Annotated in this window: 11 protein-coding genes; all 11 read right to left on the bottom strand. The window is 66.7% G+C overall.

Annotated elements, in window-relative coordinates:
• Positions 1-25 precede the first annotated feature (25 nt).
• Positions 26-964 (bottom strand): FAD binding domain-containing protein, encoded by a 939-nt coding sequence (locus tag VJ923_RS05145; protein ID WP_326439238.1) that lies wholly within the window; start codon positions 962-964, stop codon positions 26-28.
• 16 nt (positions 965-980) lie between these two features.
• Positions 981-3,275 (bottom strand): xanthine dehydrogenase family protein molybdopterin-binding subunit, encoded by a 2,295-nt coding sequence (locus VJ923_RS05140; protein ID WP_326439236.1) that lies wholly within the window; start codon positions 3,273-3,275, stop codon positions 981-983.
• Positions 3,275-3,994: a (2Fe-2S)-binding protein gene (locus VJ923_RS05135; RefSeq protein ID WP_326439234.1), complete on the bottom strand. Its 720-nt coding sequence runs from the start codon at positions 3,992-3,994 to the stop codon at positions 3,275-3,277. Before VJ923_RS05135 ends, VJ923_RS05140 begins: the two co-directional genes overlap by 1 nt.
• Before the next feature lie 132 nt (positions 3,995-4,126).
• Positions 4,127-6,757, bottom strand: coding sequence for a LuxR C-terminal-related transcriptional regulator (locus VJ923_RS05130; protein WP_326439232.1), 2,631 nt, complete (start codon positions 6,755-6,757; stop codon positions 4,127-4,129).
• A 49-nt stretch (positions 6,758-6,806) separates the two neighbouring features.
• Positions 6,807-7,220, bottom strand: coding sequence for an iron-sulfur cluster assembly scaffold protein (locus tag VJ923_RS05125; protein WP_326439230.1), 414 nt, complete (start codon positions 7,218-7,220; stop codon positions 6,807-6,809).
• The gene (locus VJ923_RS05120; protein ID WP_326439228.1) at positions 7,220-8,476 is read right to left on the bottom strand and encodes an aminotransferase class V-fold PLP-dependent enzyme; all 1,257 of its coding nucleotides are present in this window, start codon (positions 8,474-8,476) and stop codon (positions 7,220-7,222) included. The genes VJ923_RS05125 and VJ923_RS05120 overlap by 1 nt, the downstream gene beginning before the upstream one ends.
• Positions 8,469-9,095 (bottom strand): nucleotidyltransferase family protein, encoded by a 627-nt coding sequence (locus VJ923_RS05115; RefSeq protein WP_326439226.1) that lies wholly within the window; start codon positions 9,093-9,095, stop codon positions 8,469-8,471. Before VJ923_RS05115 ends, VJ923_RS05120 begins: the two co-directional genes overlap by 8 nt.
• Before the next feature lie 186 nt (positions 9,096-9,281).
• Positions 9,282-10,163 (bottom strand): Fic family protein, encoded by an 882-nt coding sequence (locus tag VJ923_RS05110; protein ID WP_326439224.1) that lies wholly within the window; start codon positions 10,161-10,163, stop codon positions 9,282-9,284.
• Positions 10,164-10,172: 9 nt separating this feature from the next.
• Entirely contained in the window at positions 10,173-13,751 is a 3,579-nt protein-coding gene (smc, locus tag VJ923_RS05105) for a chromosome segregation protein SMC (protein WP_326439222.1), read from the bottom strand.
• 6 nt (positions 13,752-13,757) lie between these two features.
• Complete coding sequence (gene rnc / locus VJ923_RS05100; protein WP_326439220.1) at positions 13,758-14,630, bottom strand: ribonuclease III; 873 nt, start codon at positions 14,628-14,630, stop codon at positions 13,758-13,760.
• Complete coding sequence (gene plsX, locus VJ923_RS05095; protein WP_326439218.1) at positions 14,630-15,658, bottom strand: phosphate acyltransferase PlsX; 1,029 nt, start codon at positions 15,656-15,658, stop codon at positions 14,630-14,632. The genes rnc and plsX overlap by 1 nt, the downstream gene beginning before the upstream one ends.
• Positions 15,659-15,720 lie beyond the last annotated feature (62 nt).

The raw sequence follows: 15,720 nt of genomic DNA, 5'->3' as shown, positions 1-15,720 counted from the left end.
CCTTCTCCTTCATCCGAGCGTTCGGTTACGCGATGTCGGTCAGCGTGCGCTTCACAAGCGTCCGCGCGATGTCGATCTTGTAGGCGTTCTTACCGAGCGGCTTGGCTACCGATACGGCGGCCTCGCCGGCCTTGGCGGCGGACTGCTCGTCCACGCCGCCGGACAGTTCGGCCTCGGCCTCCTTCGAGCGCCAAGGCGCCGGGTACACGCCGCCGAGCACCACGCGGGTGGCACCGTCGGGGCCTTGAGCCACGGCGCAGTTCACCACAGGGAAGTCGATGGACTTGCGCAAGGCGAACTTCTGGAAGGCGCTCTTGGCCGCCTTGGGCACGCGGAACTCCTTCACCACCTCGCCGTCTTCCAGCACGTTGGAGCGGTGCCCGTGAGCGCCGAAGAACTCCTCAGCGGGAATCTCGCGCTTGGTGGTGACCACCGTGGCACCCAGGGCCACAAGCGCCGGGGCCGTGTCATGGGAGCTCACGGCAAAGCAGCCGCCATCGTCGCCGAAGATGGAGTGGTAACGGTTGTCGCCAATGCGAGCCGGGCAGGTCGCTCCGCCCTTGCGCTTGCAGTGGAATCGGTCGTCGGGCACGCGGAAGTACCAGCAGCGGTGCATCTGGCAGACGTTGCCGCCAAGCGTGCCCATGTGGCGGATGGTGGGCGACGCCACGCGGGCGGCCGCCTGGGCCAGGGCCGCGCAATGGGTCTTCACCGTATCGCTCTCGGCGACATCGGAAAGCTTAGCCAGCGCGCCGATGCGCAGCTCGTCGCCGTCCTCGGAGATGCCGTCCATGTCGGGAATGGTCTTCAGATCGATGACCGTCTCGGGGTACTCGGGGAATATCTCGTCCTTGAGCGTTCCCAGAAGGTCGGTGCCGCCGGCCATGACCCAGGCGGTGCCGTTCGCTGCCTCGCTGGCGGCCTGGTCGGCCGAGGAGGCCTGCATGTGCTTGAAGTGCTTCATCGTTTCTCCTCCTTCTCTACGCCTGCTTGGAAGCGATGGCGGCCAGCACCTTGTCGGGCGTGAAGGGCTGCTGGTTCACCCAGGCGCCGATGGCGTTCTGGATGGCCAGGCCCACGAGTCCCGCGTTGGTGTGCGCATGGGCCACGCCGGTAGAGCCGTAGGCGCCGCCGCCCATGCGCGTCTCCACCGGAACCGCCTCGATGGCGGGCTGGTCGAGGGCCGTGGGCACCTTGTAGTCGTACATGTTGCCGTTCAGAAGCACGCCGGTGTTCTCGTCCCAGATGAGCTCCTCGCGCAGCGCGCGGCCCTCGGCCATGGTGAGCGCCATCTCGAGCTGGCCTAAGGCCGAGGCCGGGCGGATGACCTTGCCGAAATCGTGGGCCGACACGTAATCGGTGATCTCCACGAGGCCGGTCTCGGGATCGACCGCCACCTCGCAGAAGTCCACGTTCATGGTGCGCACCACATCGGACTGGAAGGGAACCTCCGGCTTGCCGCAGTACCCCACGGCCAGCTGGCCGATGCCCACGATGGGCATCTGCTGGGAGGGGTCGGCCTTCAGCGTGAGCATGGAGTCGACCAGATCGACCTCGTCGGGAGTCACGCCAAACAGCGCCGCGCCCGTGCCGAGAATCTGCTGCTTCAGCTGCACGGCCGCCTCCTTGGCCGCCCAGGTGCAGGTGCTGCCGCGGTCGGCCGCGTCGCCCTGCTGCCAGTTGTTGTAGTTGGGCGCGTAGTAGACGATGACGTCCTCCAGCTTCATGCCCATCTCCTCGGCGATGACGAGCTGCACCGCGTCGGGCCAGTAGGTGCCGATGAGGGCCTCGGCGTAGGGCATGTAGATCTTGCCGTCCACGCCCATGCGCAGATTGATGTTGTAGGAGATCATGCCCCAGGTCATCGACCAGCAGGCGCGGGCCGCCACACCGTGAAGCCGTCCGTCCTCCAACGTCTTCTCGCCGGCCTTGTGCCATTTCCCGTCCCAATCAAACGCCTTCTTGCCAGCGTCCATGCAGGCAGAGAGCGAGGGGTCGGTCACCGAGACGTTCTTCATGATGACGTCGGTGATGGGCATATCCAGAGCGTCGGCGATATGGGCAAAAGCCAGATTCACCGGTTCCCACATGTCCTTGCCCGGGTCGGCCGTGGTGCAGGCGCCATTGGTGACGTAGTAGGCCATCTCGGAATAGATGTTGGGACACGTAGTGGACTTGAAGGCCTGGGCATTGGGCGGCAGCACCAAGTGCCCGTGAGTCTTGTCGCCGTAGCCGCCGCGGGCACCGGACTGGTGCACGTTCTTCGACTGTACCGCATGCAGGATGCCATCGTTGTTGTAGCCGATGCGGGCGGTGATGTAGGTCTGGGGCACCGCGGCGTCGAAGGACTGGCGGCGGGTGCTCACGAAACGCACGGGGGTGCCGCCGAGGCGCTTGGAGAGCACCGGGGCCAGAAGCGCGCCGCGCTTCTCCACGAAGTCGCAGTAGCGCGAGGCCATGTACGGCGACAGAGCACGCACCTTGTCCGCATAGGTGCCCATGCCCATGAACGCGGACACGGCCGGCCCGTTGTTCGGGAAGTGGGCGTGGTTGGTCACGTAGCACATCTTCTCGCCGTCGGGGTTGCCCCAGGGGTCGTTGTCCCAGTAGCTGAAGTAGGCCGGCGGCATGGAGCGGAACTGGCTCCACATGGGGCGCCCGTACTCGATGACCTCCACGTGGTCGGATTCGGCCAGGCCCTTCTCCACATTGCCGATCTCCCATTCGACCGGCGCGCCGAAGGTGTTGCCGGTCATGTTGGAGTCGGGGTTCATCTCGGGGCGCAGGATGGGCGCACCGGGCTTGGCGGCCTCGCGGCAATCGGTGATGAAGGGCAAAGCCTCCCATTCCACAGCCACGGCATCGAGCGCCCGCTTGCAGGCCTCCTCGTTGTCGGCCACCACGACCACGCCCACCTCGTCGCCCTCGAACTCGGCCTCATCGCCCAGAAGGGGGCTCTCTCCAAAGGCGAAGTAGGCAGGCTTGTACTTGGGCATGGAGGCGATTTCCTCGTCCTCGTAGGTGAGCACGAGATGGACGCCCTCCACCTTCTCCGCCTCGGAGATGTCGAGGCTCTTGATCTTCGCGTGCCCGTAGGGAGAATGCAGGGCCATGGCCGTGAGCGTGCCCGGCATCCAGATATCGGTGGGATACATCGCCGCGCCCGAGATCATGTCCCAGGACTGACGGCCGGGATGGTCCCAGGTGCCGACGTATTTGAAGTCGGTGCGGTCGTCGTTGACGCCCGAGAGGATGGATTCGCAGCTGGCTCCCATTAGTTGCCTCCCTTCATGGCAGCGGCGGCCTCGGTGATGGCCTTCACGTGGCGGGAATAGGTACCGCAGCGGCAGATGTTGCCGGCGAGCTCTTCGCGAATCTGCTCCTCGGTGGGCTCGCCGTACTTCTCGATAATGTACTTGGCCACAGTGAACTGGCCCGGCGTGCAGTAGCCGCACTGGGCCGCGTCGGCCTTGGCGTAGGCCTCCACGAGCGGGCGGAAGCGCTCGTCGGCCGCAATGCCCTCGGAGGTCTCGATGGCACGGCCCTCGCACTGGACGGCCAACATGGTGCAGGCCAGCGCCGGCACGCCGTCCACAAGCACGGTGCAGCTGCCGCAGCCGCCGCGGTCGCACATCTCCTTGGTGCCGCCGTGCAAGTCGGTGGCGCGAAGCAGCGTCTCGCGCAGCGTCCACTGGGGCTCCACCTGCACCTTGACCTCGTTGCCGTTGATAGTGAGGGTGGCGCACTGGGGAATGCCGCAGGTGGCATCGGGGTGCGATTCCTCGAAGTGCTTGACCAGCGCATCGTAGTCCGTGGTTTTCTGGCCGCACACCGGGCAGGTGTAGACGAAGTCCGTGACGGTCACGGTCTCGGCCACGGCCTCCTCCGGCACACCGAGCACGCTGCCGATGCCCAGACCCGCCACACCAGCGGCAAGACCGGCCATGCCGCCGACCTTGAAGAAGTCTCGACGGGACACAGTGCTTGTCGTCATGCTTCTCCTCCTTCTCTTCTGTGTCGTTATTGACACGTATAGGGTAAGGAGAAACGGGGTGGCCCGCATTACTCGAAGGGGGTATGCCCAGGGGTATTTTGGGGGAGGCGCTTCGGCGTTTCGCCTGGTTGGCTACAACACGCCCTCGTCGCGCAGCAGCGCCACGGCCTGCATCTTGGAATGGACGCCCAGCTTCGAGTAGATGTTGCCGAGGTGCTTTTTCACCGTCTCGCGCGACACTACGAGCTGCGCGGCCGCCTCGGCCACCGTGGCGCCGTCGGCCATGACGGCCATGATTTCGAGCTCGCGCTCGGTCAGAGCGCTCGCAGGGCCCGCGAGAGACGCTGTCGCCTCTTCTATCAAGCGCACCAGCGCGCTGTCGGCAGATTTGCGAGCCGCGTCACCCTCGGCTTGGCGCAGTACGGGCACGAGCGGGACAAGCTCTGCGGCGTTTTCCGCCACAAGCACCGTCGCTCCCCTATCCACCGCCATGTCGTAGGCCTCGCGCATGAGGTCGGCGGCGGCCCGCGCGCGGCCCTTCTGGACAGAAAGCAGGGCTGCGAGCATGCGGGCGACAACGCAGAGCGCGACGTCCTCCCGCGGCGTGTCGCACACAAGCTTCGCAACCGCGTCAAGTGCCCCATCGTCTCCCGCACAGAAGGAGAGCACGGCAGCGAGCAGGGCCCGTCTCGGCTCGGGTGCCGACACATCCCGTGGGCCGCCGCCTCGGTGGCTGGCAAGCCACTGCCTTACCAGGGGAATCGAGGGAAGCACCATCGAGGCAGCAAGCACGTCTTCGGTCATGGCATCGGCAAACAGCGCGCGAGCTCCCTCCCCGTCTCCGACGGCGAGGGACCGCTTCGCCTCAACGACTCCCATGCTCGTGGCCAGCGAGGGAACCCGAGAGACGGCCGCGAGCCTTCGGTAGGCGCGCACCTCATCGGAGAAGCGCCTGTCATCGTTATCCAGATAGGCAACGACCGCGCAGGCCCAGTGGGCATGGGCGAGCATCGGCTTGCGCTCGCGATCGTGCTCATCGTACAAGGCAAGCGCCTGGCACGCGTAGGCTTCCGCCTCGGCCTTGCGACCCAGCACCGCCGAGAGCACGGCGAGGTTTCCCAAAGCGGAGCAAATGAGGTTGGCATTGCCTGTCAGCCGCTGCGCCTCCAGCGCCTCGGCGAAGCGACGCCTCGCGGCGAGCGGATCGACATACTGCAGCGACGACGCGGTCAGCTGCAACATCATCCCGCGCAGATAGTGCTCGTCTTCGGGAAGGAAGCGCAGGGCCTTCTCGGCAAACTCGCGGCACTCGCTCCAGCGGCACTCGAACACCGCGAGAAAAGCTTTCTGCACCATGCAGAGGGCAAAGAGGAAGTCGTCGTTTTCCCCAAGGCGCAGCATCGCCTTGTGCACAAGGCCGTTGGCCTCAACGGGACCCTTCACGAGCGCCATCGGCATAGCCGCGGCGGCGCACACGAAAGGATGCTCGTCCAACACGGCGGCAGGCAGAGTCATCGCCCAGCGCAGCACTGTCTCGTTGTCGTCGTTCATGTAAAGCGACCGCCAGCGCGATTCGATGATGCCGCAGATAGCGCCCCAGTCTCGCATCCAGTAGGACAACGTGACCGCCGCATCGTCGTAGCCCTCGGTAAGGTACCAATCGCGAGCTCTTCGCGCCGCCGAGGAGCGCTCGGCGTCGGGCAGGCGCTTGAAGCGCTCTTGCAGAACCTCGAGCAGCATGGCGTGGTATCGGAACCAATCCGAGCGGCCCTCGCGGGAAAGACGCTGAATGAACAGGCCGCTCGTCGCCATCTCATCGATGCGGCGACGCACCTGATCGTCGGCCTCTTCGGTAATGGTCGCCGCAAGATCCACATCGAAGCTGTCCACAACGCTTGTGGACACCATGAAATCGAGAAGGTCGTCATCGATGGAGGACACGACCTCCTCCAGAAGGTACTCCCCCACGTTCTCCCGCGCCCGCTCGATGGCCCGCTCCGCCTCGGCAAGACCCGCCCCCTCGCAGCGCAGGGCCAAAAGGCGGCTGGCAGCCGGCCAGCCTCCCGTGGCCTCGCGCATGCGGGCCAGCGCCGCCTCGTCAAGCTCAACGCCGCCCAAGGCGAACAGCCTCGCCTCCTCCTCGGCGGTAAAACGCAAGAGCGACTCCCCCACTTCGAGGAGCCGTCCCTGCATGCGCAGCTTCGCCAAAGGAATGCGCAAGGGCGTGCGGGAGGTGACGACCACGTGAACGCTCGACGGGAGATTGCGGATGAAATAGGACAGGGCATCCCCGCTGGTCAGGGAGTCCTGCACCGTATGGACATCCTCGAGCACGATAGCGAGATCCCCCTCGTGGGCCGCAAGGGCGATAATAAGCTCGGTCAGAGCGGCATGGGAAGCCGCCTGGTCGGCCCAAGACGTATCGAGGACGTCTTCGGAGATGTTCAAGCCTCCATCAGCCGAAAGCACGGCCGCGCGCACCACGGCCCAGAACCGAGCGGGATCGGCATCGTCCTCGTCCAGAGCGCACCACGCCACGGCCATGGGCGTCTCGAAGGCCCACTGCGCCACGGCCGTCGTCTTGCCGAAGCCCGCCGGGGCGATCACCGTCGTGAGCGTTGAGGCACCCACGCCGCAAAGCGCGTCCGCCACAGCACCCCGGCGAAGGGCGCCTGCACCCAGCTCGGGGCAGGTGATCTTCGAGGGCAGCATAACAAAGCGCGCCGGCCCAGCCAAAACCGCGCCGCCCGTATCGTAGCTCATAGGTCTCCCCCTCCGACTTCGGCCTTAAGGACGCCCCTTGCCTGAAAGGCTAGTGTACCCTCTGGGCAAGGGCGCGGGCAAGCACGTTCAAAGGAAGCTCCACGCATCCTTTGCGCGTCCGTCCCACGGTAAGGCCACCGAGCCAGCGGCAGAGGTCCTCGAAACCCAGCGACGCGGCCTGGGCCGCCGTCATGCCCTCGACGCGCTCCATGAGCACATCGGCCGAGGCGAGGCACAAATTGCAGGCATAGCCGTCGAAACGCGCCTGCTCGATGAGCATATCGCCCTTCTCGTCGGCAGCGCAGGTGATGCGCACCTCAATCTCGTCGCCGCAAAAGGGATTGTCGCCCTTGGCCTCTAACACGCGGCGGCCCGCCCGGGCGAAGGCCCCTTCGCTGAGACCACGGTGGGCCGTGCTGCGGCTCCGCTCTTCGATGAGCGCGCTGTCAATCGTGGTGGGCATCAGGCCGCCCTCCCTTTCTCGCTCAGTTCTTCCATAACTTGTATGAGCGCCTCAACATCCCGAGCGCTGTTGTAGCCCGCGAAGCTCGCGCGCAGCGAGGCGCGGGCGCCCAGGGCGCGGTGCAAAGGCTTGGTGCAGTGGTGTCCCGCGCGCACCATGATGCCGGCATCGCTCAAGCGCTGGGACGCATCATGGGGGTGCACGCCGTCTACCGTAAACGAGACGAGCGCTTCGAAGGGCGCGCCGGCGCCTCCGCCGAGCACGTGCGCCCCGGGCAGTGTCATCAGGCGCTGGCGAGCCGTTTCGGCCAGGTCACTCGAATGAGACGCGAGGGCATCGAGCCCTGCCGCCTCCAAGCTGTCGAGGGCCACCGGCCACACCGCCGCCGCGGCGATGGCCGGCGTGCCCGCCTCGAAACCGGCCGGCCCTTCCAAGGTTTCAAAGCCCGCGCGGTCGACCCGGGCGACCATGCCTCCCCCGCCCATAAGCGGAGCCAGCTCGTCGGCGGCGCGCTCGGAGCACACCAGGGCGCCGACACCCGTAAGACCGCCCATCTTATGCGCCGAGCAGCTGTAGAAGTCAAAGGGAAGGCGGGAAAGGTCCACGGGGATATGGCCCGCCGCCTGGGCGCCGTCGAGCACGATGAGAGCGCTGCACGAGCGCGCCTCGTCCAGAATCTCGGTCAGCGCGGGCTGGGCGAATCCCAGCACGTTTGAGCGATGGCACAGCGCCACCGCCTTCGGTCCGCGCTCGGCGATACGGTGCCACGCATCAAGGTCGAGCAAACCGTTCTCATCAACGGGAATCCAGGCCACTTCCACGCCCTGCTCTTCGGCGAGCATCTGCCAGGGCACGATATTGGAATGATGGTTGTCCTCGGCCACGGCCACGAGGTCGCCCGCGCGCAAGCGCGCTCGCCCCCAGCCCAGGGCCGCCAGATTGAGGGACTCGGTGGCGCCGTGAGTGAACAGCACCGCCTCGGGCGAGGATGCGCCCAAGAAGGCTGCCAAACGCTCGCGGGCGCACTCGTAGGCGTCAGTGGCCTCTTCGGCCAAAAGGTGCGCGCCCCGATGGATGTTGGCGCAGCTCGCATGCACGAACGCCGCGAAGGCGTCGGTTACCGCCTCGGACACAAGGGCCGTGGCGGCACTGTCCAGATACACCAGACGACGCGACTGGTCTGGGCCGACGAGACGGTCGAAGATGGGATAGCAACCCGTATCGAACAGAGGGCTTTCAGGCATAAAGCTAACCATGGAGCACCTCGCTTTCAAGGCGGGCGAACTCCTCGGGCGTGTCGGCATCGCACAGCAGGCGTGGGCCAACCGCCACGGTCTTGATCATCTCCGGGGAAAGCGCGCGAATCACGGCTCGGGCACCTTCATCGCCCTGCAGGGCCTCAAGGTGCTCGAAAAGGGGTGCATCGAAGGCGGCCGGATTACCCCGCTGCGCGCCGTCGGAGCACATGACGACGGGCGCCCCGCTTTCGCGCTGGATGGCCACAAGCTCATTGAGAACTTCTGTGCTGACGAAGGGCTGGTCGGCCACCACCATAACAAGGGCATCGCAGCCTTGCTCGTGCCCGTAGCACGCCGCCGCAGCTACCGAGCTTCCCTGGCCCTCGGCCCAGCGCTCGTTGCGCACGATGTCCAAAGGCTTCTCCGCCGAAGCGGCGATGCGTTCCAAAATCGGAGCCATGGCCTCATGAGAGGCCCCCGTCACCACGCATACCCGCTCGGCAACGCTTGCCAGCGCCGCGCCCACAGCGCGCTCCAGAAGCGTCGATTTGGCAAAGGGCGCTACGAGCTTGGGAAACCCCATACGGCGCGACTCCCCTGCCGCCAGCACGGCCACGCACACGCCAGACCCTTCCACGACCTGACCTCCTCCGAGAACGTCGTCTTTCCAAGACAGCCGCAAAAGCCATCTCTCTCATTCTGAAAGGAAGTCTAAAACCCAATCCAAAGCCGCGCATACCCCAAAAGGGGTATGCTCACTTTCAAAAAGCCGAGAATGCGCCCTCAGACCGGGGCAGAATTCGTCCCGCCACCGCAGTGTACGTTAGCGCAGGCGCTTGCCGAGCTCGATATCCTCGAGCTCGATGACCAGCGTGAGAAGAGGCGTGGCGTCTCGGCCGTCGATGTCGGAGACGAAATGGGCGATGGCGTCGTAATAGCGCCGTGCGCTCTCCCGGTCGGCCTTGAAGGCGATGGGCGGATACCCCGCCTCCATCAGCAAGAGGTTCAAAAGGGCCCGGCCCGTGCGACCGTTGCCGTCGCCGAAGGGGTGGATGTCCTCGAACACGAGATGGAAGAGCGCGGCGTTAGCCAGCGAGGGCTGGGCCAGCGGTGACGAGAGAAGAGCGGCCATGAGCTCCGGCACCTGCTTGGCCGGCGGCGGATAGATGGACGAGGTGCTCACATAGCGCATATCCCAGCGGTACTCGCCCGGATCGGCCTCTTCCAAATTCGCGGCAATGAGGCGGTGCACCTCGAACACGACCTCTTTCGAAAGCGCTGCGGCGTCGTTGGCCAGGGTGCGCACCTTCGCGAAGGCCTTATCCGCATCGACCACTTCCAAGTGATCGCGCAGCGGCTTGCCGGGGATGGACAGGTCCTGTTCAAGCACCATAGCGGTTTCGGCGAGCGTGAGGCCGTTGCCCTCAAGGGCCGTTGTGGTATGGGCGAACTCGATGCGGAAGGCCTCGGAGGCGCTGTTCCGCTCAAGTGTAGGGTCGTAGCCCTCGGCCGCCAGCGCGGCGCGCTTGAGTTCCAAGCGCTCGAGGTCGGCGGTAATCGCGTCATCGAAGGCGGGTGCGACGGCGAATCGGCGGAGGCTCTCCTGGTGATGGACAAGAAACGCCATCTGCTCGTCGCTCACGCCGTACATCTTCTCGTAGCCCGAGGCGTACACGAGGTCTTCGATGTCGTAGCTGCAACCCACGGCTTACCCCTATTCCGCGTGCTTCAAGGCTTGATCGAGCTTCTGGCTGATGACCTTGGTGACGCCGTCGCCTTGCATGGACACGCCGAACAGCGTGTCGGCCATTTCCATAGTGCGGCGCTGGTGGGTGATCATGATGAGCTGGGTATCGTCGCGCAGGCTGTCGATGTAGGCGGCCAAACGACGCAGGTTCGAGTCGTCGAGGGCGGCCTCCACCTCGTCGAGGATGTAGAACGGCGTGGAGCGGATGCGATAGACCGCGAACAGGAGCGCGAGGGCCGTAAGCGACTTCTCGCCGCCGGAGAGAAGCATCATCTTCGCGATGCGCTTGCCCTTGGGCTGGGCGTTCACCTCCACGCCGGTGTTCTCCAGATCCTCCGGGTCCACCAGCGACAGGTTCGCGCTGCCGCCGGGGAACAGGACGGCGAAAATCTCCTGGAAGTTCTTGTCCACGGTCTCGTAGGTGCGGACGAAATCCTCCTTCATGCGCGCGTCGATGACGCGGTTGATCTTCGCAAGGGAGCGGCGGGCGCGATCCAAATCGTCCAGCTGGGCGGCCAAATAGTCGTAGCGCACTTTCAGAGCGTCGTACTCTTCGGCGGCATCGGGGTTGATGGTGCCCAGATTGGCAATGCGGCGGTTGATTTTGAACAGGGCATCTTCCACCTCGGGGCGGTTCTCGAGAGGAGGGGTGGCCAACGCCGTTTCCAAAGGCACGCGCAAATCGCCCGAGATGTGGTTCACGGCGGCCTCTACCTGCAGCTCCAGGCGACCCTTCTGCACCCGGGCCTCCGAGAGGCGCTCGGTGGTACCGTCGAACAGGGCGTGGGCCTCATGGGCCTTCTGGCGCGCCTCGGTGACCGAGGCGTGCAGGCCCGTAGAGGAATCCTGGGCCGCCGTGGCCTGCTCCTCCAGAGAGCGAGTCCATCTTTGAGCCGAGGCGGTGAGCTCGTCGATAAGGGCGAGCATGGGCTCGATGCGAGCCGCGGAGACGGTCTTGACGCGCAGGGCGGCGCGGGCCTCTTCCGAGGCGGCGGCGAGCGTCTCCAAATCGCGGGCGCGGGCATCGCGGACGCGCTCGGCGTAGGTGGTGCGCTCGGAAAGCGTGGCTGCGGCGAGCTTGGCCTCGGACAGGCTGTCGGATATGCGGTGGGCCTCGCGGCGCAAGGGCGCGAGCTCCTCTTGGATGGCCTCCTGCTTGGCCTTGCCGGCCGCAAGCGCCTCGTCCAGCTCCGCCATGCGGGCCTCGAAGGACTCCACGTTGGGCCGCGCAGTGGCCACGGCCGCCTCGGCCTCGGCGCGCTGGCGCTCGATGGCCTCCAGCTCGCGACGGCACGCGGCGAGCTTCTCGGCAGCGGCGTTGGCGGTATTGCGAGACGCCTCGGCACGGCCGCGCAGGTTCGCTAAAGACTGGGAGAGCTCCAGCGAGGTGGCCTGCGCCTGGCGCAGGGCCTCTTCGGACAGGACGTGGGCCTCGCTCGCCTTGGCCACGGCCTCCTCGGCCCCGACCAGCTGCGCGCGCAGCTCCTCCAGATGGCGCACGCGGGCGAGCACACCGGCCCCCTCGTCCACCACCGCAGTGCCCACCGTCACCTTGCCCGAGGGCCACACGAGGGCCCCCTCGGGCGTGGCGAAGCGCACGCCGAAGCTATCGCTGCTGTGAGCGGTGAGGGCGCAGGCGAGCGTCGGGCACACGACCACCTCGCCGAGCAGGGCCTCCACCGCGCAGCGAGCCGCCGCGGGGAAGGTGAGCTCGTCCACAAGCGGCGTGCCCTCGCGTCCCGCCGCGCGCTCCTGCCACAGCAGCGCCGCGGCGCGACCGCGCGCAGGGCTCGCATCGTCGCGAATGAGGAAGGACACCTCACCTGCGGCCTCGGCGGCAGCCAGCTGCTCTGCCACCGCCGCCACGGCGCGGTCGTCCTCGACAAGCAGGGTGGCCACATCCCGGCCGAGCAGCGACTCGACCAAAGGCTCGAAGCCGGCGGAGGCCTGAACGATGTGGGAGAGCGGCTCGCAGATGCCGAGCAGCTCGTCGATGTGCTCCACAAGCCACGCCCGGGCCTCGCCGTCGGTAAGGGCGCTCGCGCGCTCCATCTCTTCCAGCGTGGCAATCTCCACGGAAAGGGCGCGATGGGCGTCGCGCGCCTCGTCCAGGGCCGCCCGTGCCGCATCGCGGGACTGCACGGCGGTGCCCACGGCCGCGCGGGCCGCAGCCTCGTCGGCGCCAAGAGAGGCCAACGCGCCCTGGGATTCCTCGGCAGCGGCGGCGGCGTCGGCGGCCTCGCCCTGCACGCGGGCGAGCTCGAGGGCCAGCTCGGCGGCGCGCCCCTCCACCACCTGCACGTGGGCCAGACCGTGGGAGAGCGCCTCTGTGTTCTCGGCATGGCGGCGCCGGGCGGTCTCGCGCTCGGCGTTCATCTTCTCGGCATCCTTGGAAAGAGCCGAGAGCTCGCGCTCCAGGCCCCCGCGCTTGACTCCCAAATCGCGATAGACCGCGTCCAGGTCGGACACCTTCTTCTTGGCGGCCTCAAGCTCGCTGGCCGCTTCCTCGTACATCGTCGTGGCCCGGGCCAGCTCGGCAGCGGCCTCCTCGGCCTTCACGGCGTTGGCCTCGATGGCAAGTTCCAGCTCGCCGGCGCGGGTCGTGGCCGCGCGACGGCGCTCCCGCAGCATCATGGAGGTGGAATCGAAGCGCTCCACGGCCGAGGCCGCCTCGCGATGACGCCGGGACAAGTCTCCCGCATCGAGCGTTTCCTGGCGAATGCGCTCCTGCAGGGCCTCCACGGCAGCCTCGGCGGCCTCGATGGCGCCCCGTCGCTCCTCCAGCTCGGCGGCGAGCGCGGCCTCGCGCTCCTTGGCCGCGTCCCACTGGGTCTGCAGCCCGCGCAAATCGTCCACGGCGATCTGCAGGCTCATCTCGGCCTGCTGGGCCGCGAGCTCCTGGTAGGTGCGGGCCTTCTTCGCCTTGCGCTCCAGCGGCCCCAGCTGGCGGGCCACCTCGCCCACGACATCGCGGGCGCGCAGCAGATGCTGGTCCATGTTGGCCAGCTTCCGCTCGCTTTTCGCCTTGCGCTGCTTGTGCTTGAGCACGCCGGCGGCCTCCTCGATGAGCGCGCGGCGGTCCTCGGGCTTGCTCTGCAGGATGGAATCGAGCGAGCCCTGGGAGATAATGGAGTGGGTGCCCGTGCCCAAACCCGAGTCGTGCAAGATGTCCAGCACGTCCATGCGGCGCGCCACGGTGCCGTTGATGAGATACTCGCTCTCGCCGTTGCGGTACATGCGGCGGGTGACGGCCACCTCGTCGTAGTCGATCGGCAGCGTGCCGTCCGAGTTGTCGAGCACCAGCTCCACCTCGGCCAAGCCCGACGCCTTTCGGGCCGACGATCCGGCGAAGATAACGTCTTCCATGGCCTGGCCGCGCAGATTCTTGGCATTGCGCTCGCCAAGCACCCACAGCACGGCATCGGAGATGTTGGACTTGCCCGAGCCGTTGGGGCCCACCACGGCGGTGATGCCCGGCTCAAGGGTGAGGGCGCTTCGATCGGCAAAGGACTTGAAGCCCTTGAGCACGAGGGATTTCAGATACATGGGCGCCTAGTCCTGCTTCCTCTTGGCGGCGGCGCGCTCGGCCTTGGCGGCGGCCTTGGCCTGGGCAGCGGCCTCGCGCTCGGCGGCCTTGGCAGCCTTGGCAGCGGCCTTCTCCTCGACGCGCGCGGCCTTCTCGGCGGCCTTCTCGGCCTGCTGCTCGTCGGTGAGTCCTATGCCGAAGAACTCGGACAGGCGAGCCAGGGTGGACTTCGCCGCCTGGCTCTCGGCCTCCTTCTTCGTGCGGCCCACACCCTGGGCAAGCCCCTTGTCGCCGGCGTACACCTGGGCGACAAACGTGCGGTCGTGGGGCGGGCCTTGGGTCTCTACCAGCTTGTAGGTAGGCGTGATGCCCCCCTCCTGCAGCTTTTCCTGCAGCGCGCTTTTGGGGTTTTCCGGCTCGCGCGCCAGATCGAGCGACATCTTGGGCATGAGGGTGCGGTCGACAAAGGCCTGGGCGGCCTCGGTGCCCCCGTCGAGGAACAGCGCCGCCACCACGGCCTCGTACACGTTCTCGAGCGCCGAGTGCAGGCCGCGCCGGCCCGTGCCGGTCTCCGAGGAGCCGAACACGATGACGTCGGCGAACCCCAGCTTCTCGGCCACTTCTGACAGGCTCGCGCCCGAGACGAGAGCCACCTTGATGCGCGTGAGCCCGCCCTCGTCCAGGTCGGGAAACTGGTGGAAAGCGGCGTTGGCCACCAGCGCGCCCAAGATAGAGTCGCCGAGGAACTCCAAGCGCTCGTAGGAGAACTTCACCGAACGGCCCTCGGTGGCCGAGGGATGGGTGATGGCGGAAAGAAGGTACTGGGTATTCTTGAACTCGCGGCCCACGATCTCCTGGGCGCGGGCGAGCTTGGTCTCCTGCTCGGGGGTAAGACTCATTAAATCTCCTCTCCTTCCCCGTTTGCGGCGGATACGGCGGTGGCGGCCACGCGCTCGGCGATGACATCGGCCACGCGGGCGCGCACGGTGGCAGCGGCCACGGCGATGCCGTTTTTGACCGCCGTCTCGTTAGACGACCCGTGGCCCACGATGACGGCCCCCTTCACGCCGAGCAGCGGAGTGCCGCCGTAGGTGTCCGGCGACATCTTCTCCTTCAGCGTGCCGAGCGGGCCTTTCACCAGAAGAGCGCCCACCTTCGAGAGCACCGTGGCCATAAGCGCGTCCTTCACATTTCTCATCAGCGTTTTTGCCGTGCCCTCGATGGTCTTCAGGCACACGTTTCCGGTGAAGCCGTCGGTGACCACCACGTCGAAGTCGCCGGCCATGAGGTTGCCCCCCTCGCAGTTGCCGGCAAAGGCGGGCACCTGCGCCGCGAGCAGCTGATGGGCCTCCTGGGCGAACAGATCGCCTTTCGCCTCTTCCTCGCCGATGTTGAGCAGACCCACCTTGGGAGAGGAGACTCCCATAATGGCGTTCATGTACACCTCGCCCATCTGGGCGAACTGCACGAGGTACTCCGGCTTGCAATCGGCGTTGGCGCCCACGTCAATGAGCAGCGTCGGGCGGGCATAGGCCGGAATGACCTGCCCCAAGGCCGGGCGCTTCACGCCCTTGATGCGACCGACCACCAGCGTGGCGGCCGCCAAGCAGGCCCCGGTGGAGCCCGCAGAGAAGAAGCCGTCGGCGGCGCCTTCCTTCACAAGGCGGCAGCCGACAACGATGGACGAGTCCTTCTTGGCGCGCACGGCACCGGCAGGATGCTCCCCCATCTCGATGACCTCAGTGGCCACGTGCGCTGTGGCCCGCTCGTGGGCGGCGGCGAAAGGCTCTACCTCTTCAGCGGGGCCGACGAGCACAAGGTGCAGATCGGGATCGGCCTCAAGCGCCTCAAGGGCGCCACGCAGGACCACCGCAGGACCGCGGTCGCCCCCCATGACGTCGACGGCGATGGTTGTTGGTGTTGGCACGGGAAAGACTCCTCAAATTGGGATGCTTGCTTTCTGGTTCCCGCTGCAGCGGGCGACACGTC

This window comes from Adlercreutzia shanghongiae (genome assembly GCF_035830635.1).
GTDB classification, from domain to species: Bacteria; Actinomycetota; Coriobacteriia; order Coriobacteriales; family Eggerthellaceae; genus Adlercreutzia; species Adlercreutzia shanghongiae.
The sequence above is the reverse complement of the archived record's forward strand: the minus strand, read 5'-3'. Positions and strand labels throughout refer to the sequence as shown.

Excerpts from the sequence above, each read along its gene's own strand:
- VJ923_RS05145 (WP_326439238.1), bottom strand. The coding sequence starts at position 964 with ATGAAGCACTTCAAGCACATGCAGGCCTCCTCGGCCGACCAGGCCGCC.
- VJ923_RS05140 (WP_326439236.1), bottom strand. The coding sequence starts at position 3,275 with ATGGGAGCCAGCTGCGAATCCATCCTCTCGGGCGTCAACGACGACCGC.
- VJ923_RS05135 (WP_326439234.1), bottom strand. The coding sequence starts at position 3,994 with ATGACGACAAGCACTGTGTCCCGTCGAGACTTCTTCAAGGTCGGCGGC.
- VJ923_RS05130 (WP_326439232.1), bottom strand. The coding sequence starts at position 6,757 with ATGAGCTACGATACGGGCGGCGCGGTTTTGGCTGGGCCGGCGCGCTTT.
- VJ923_RS05125 (WP_326439230.1), bottom strand. The coding sequence starts at position 7,220 with ATGCCCACCACGATTGACAGCGCGCTCATCGAAGAGCGGAGCCGCAGC.
- VJ923_RS05120 (WP_326439228.1), bottom strand. The coding sequence starts at position 8,476 with ATGGTTAGCTTTATGCCTGAAAGCCCTCTGTTCGATACGGGTTGCTAT.
- smc (WP_326439222.1), bottom strand. The coding sequence starts at position 13,751 with ATGTATCTGAAATCCCTCGTGCTCAAGGGCTTCAAGTCCTTTGCCGAT.
- rnc (WP_326439220.1), bottom strand. The coding sequence starts at position 14,630 with ATGAGTCTTACCCCCGAGCAGGAGACCAAGCTCGCCCGCGCCCAGGAG.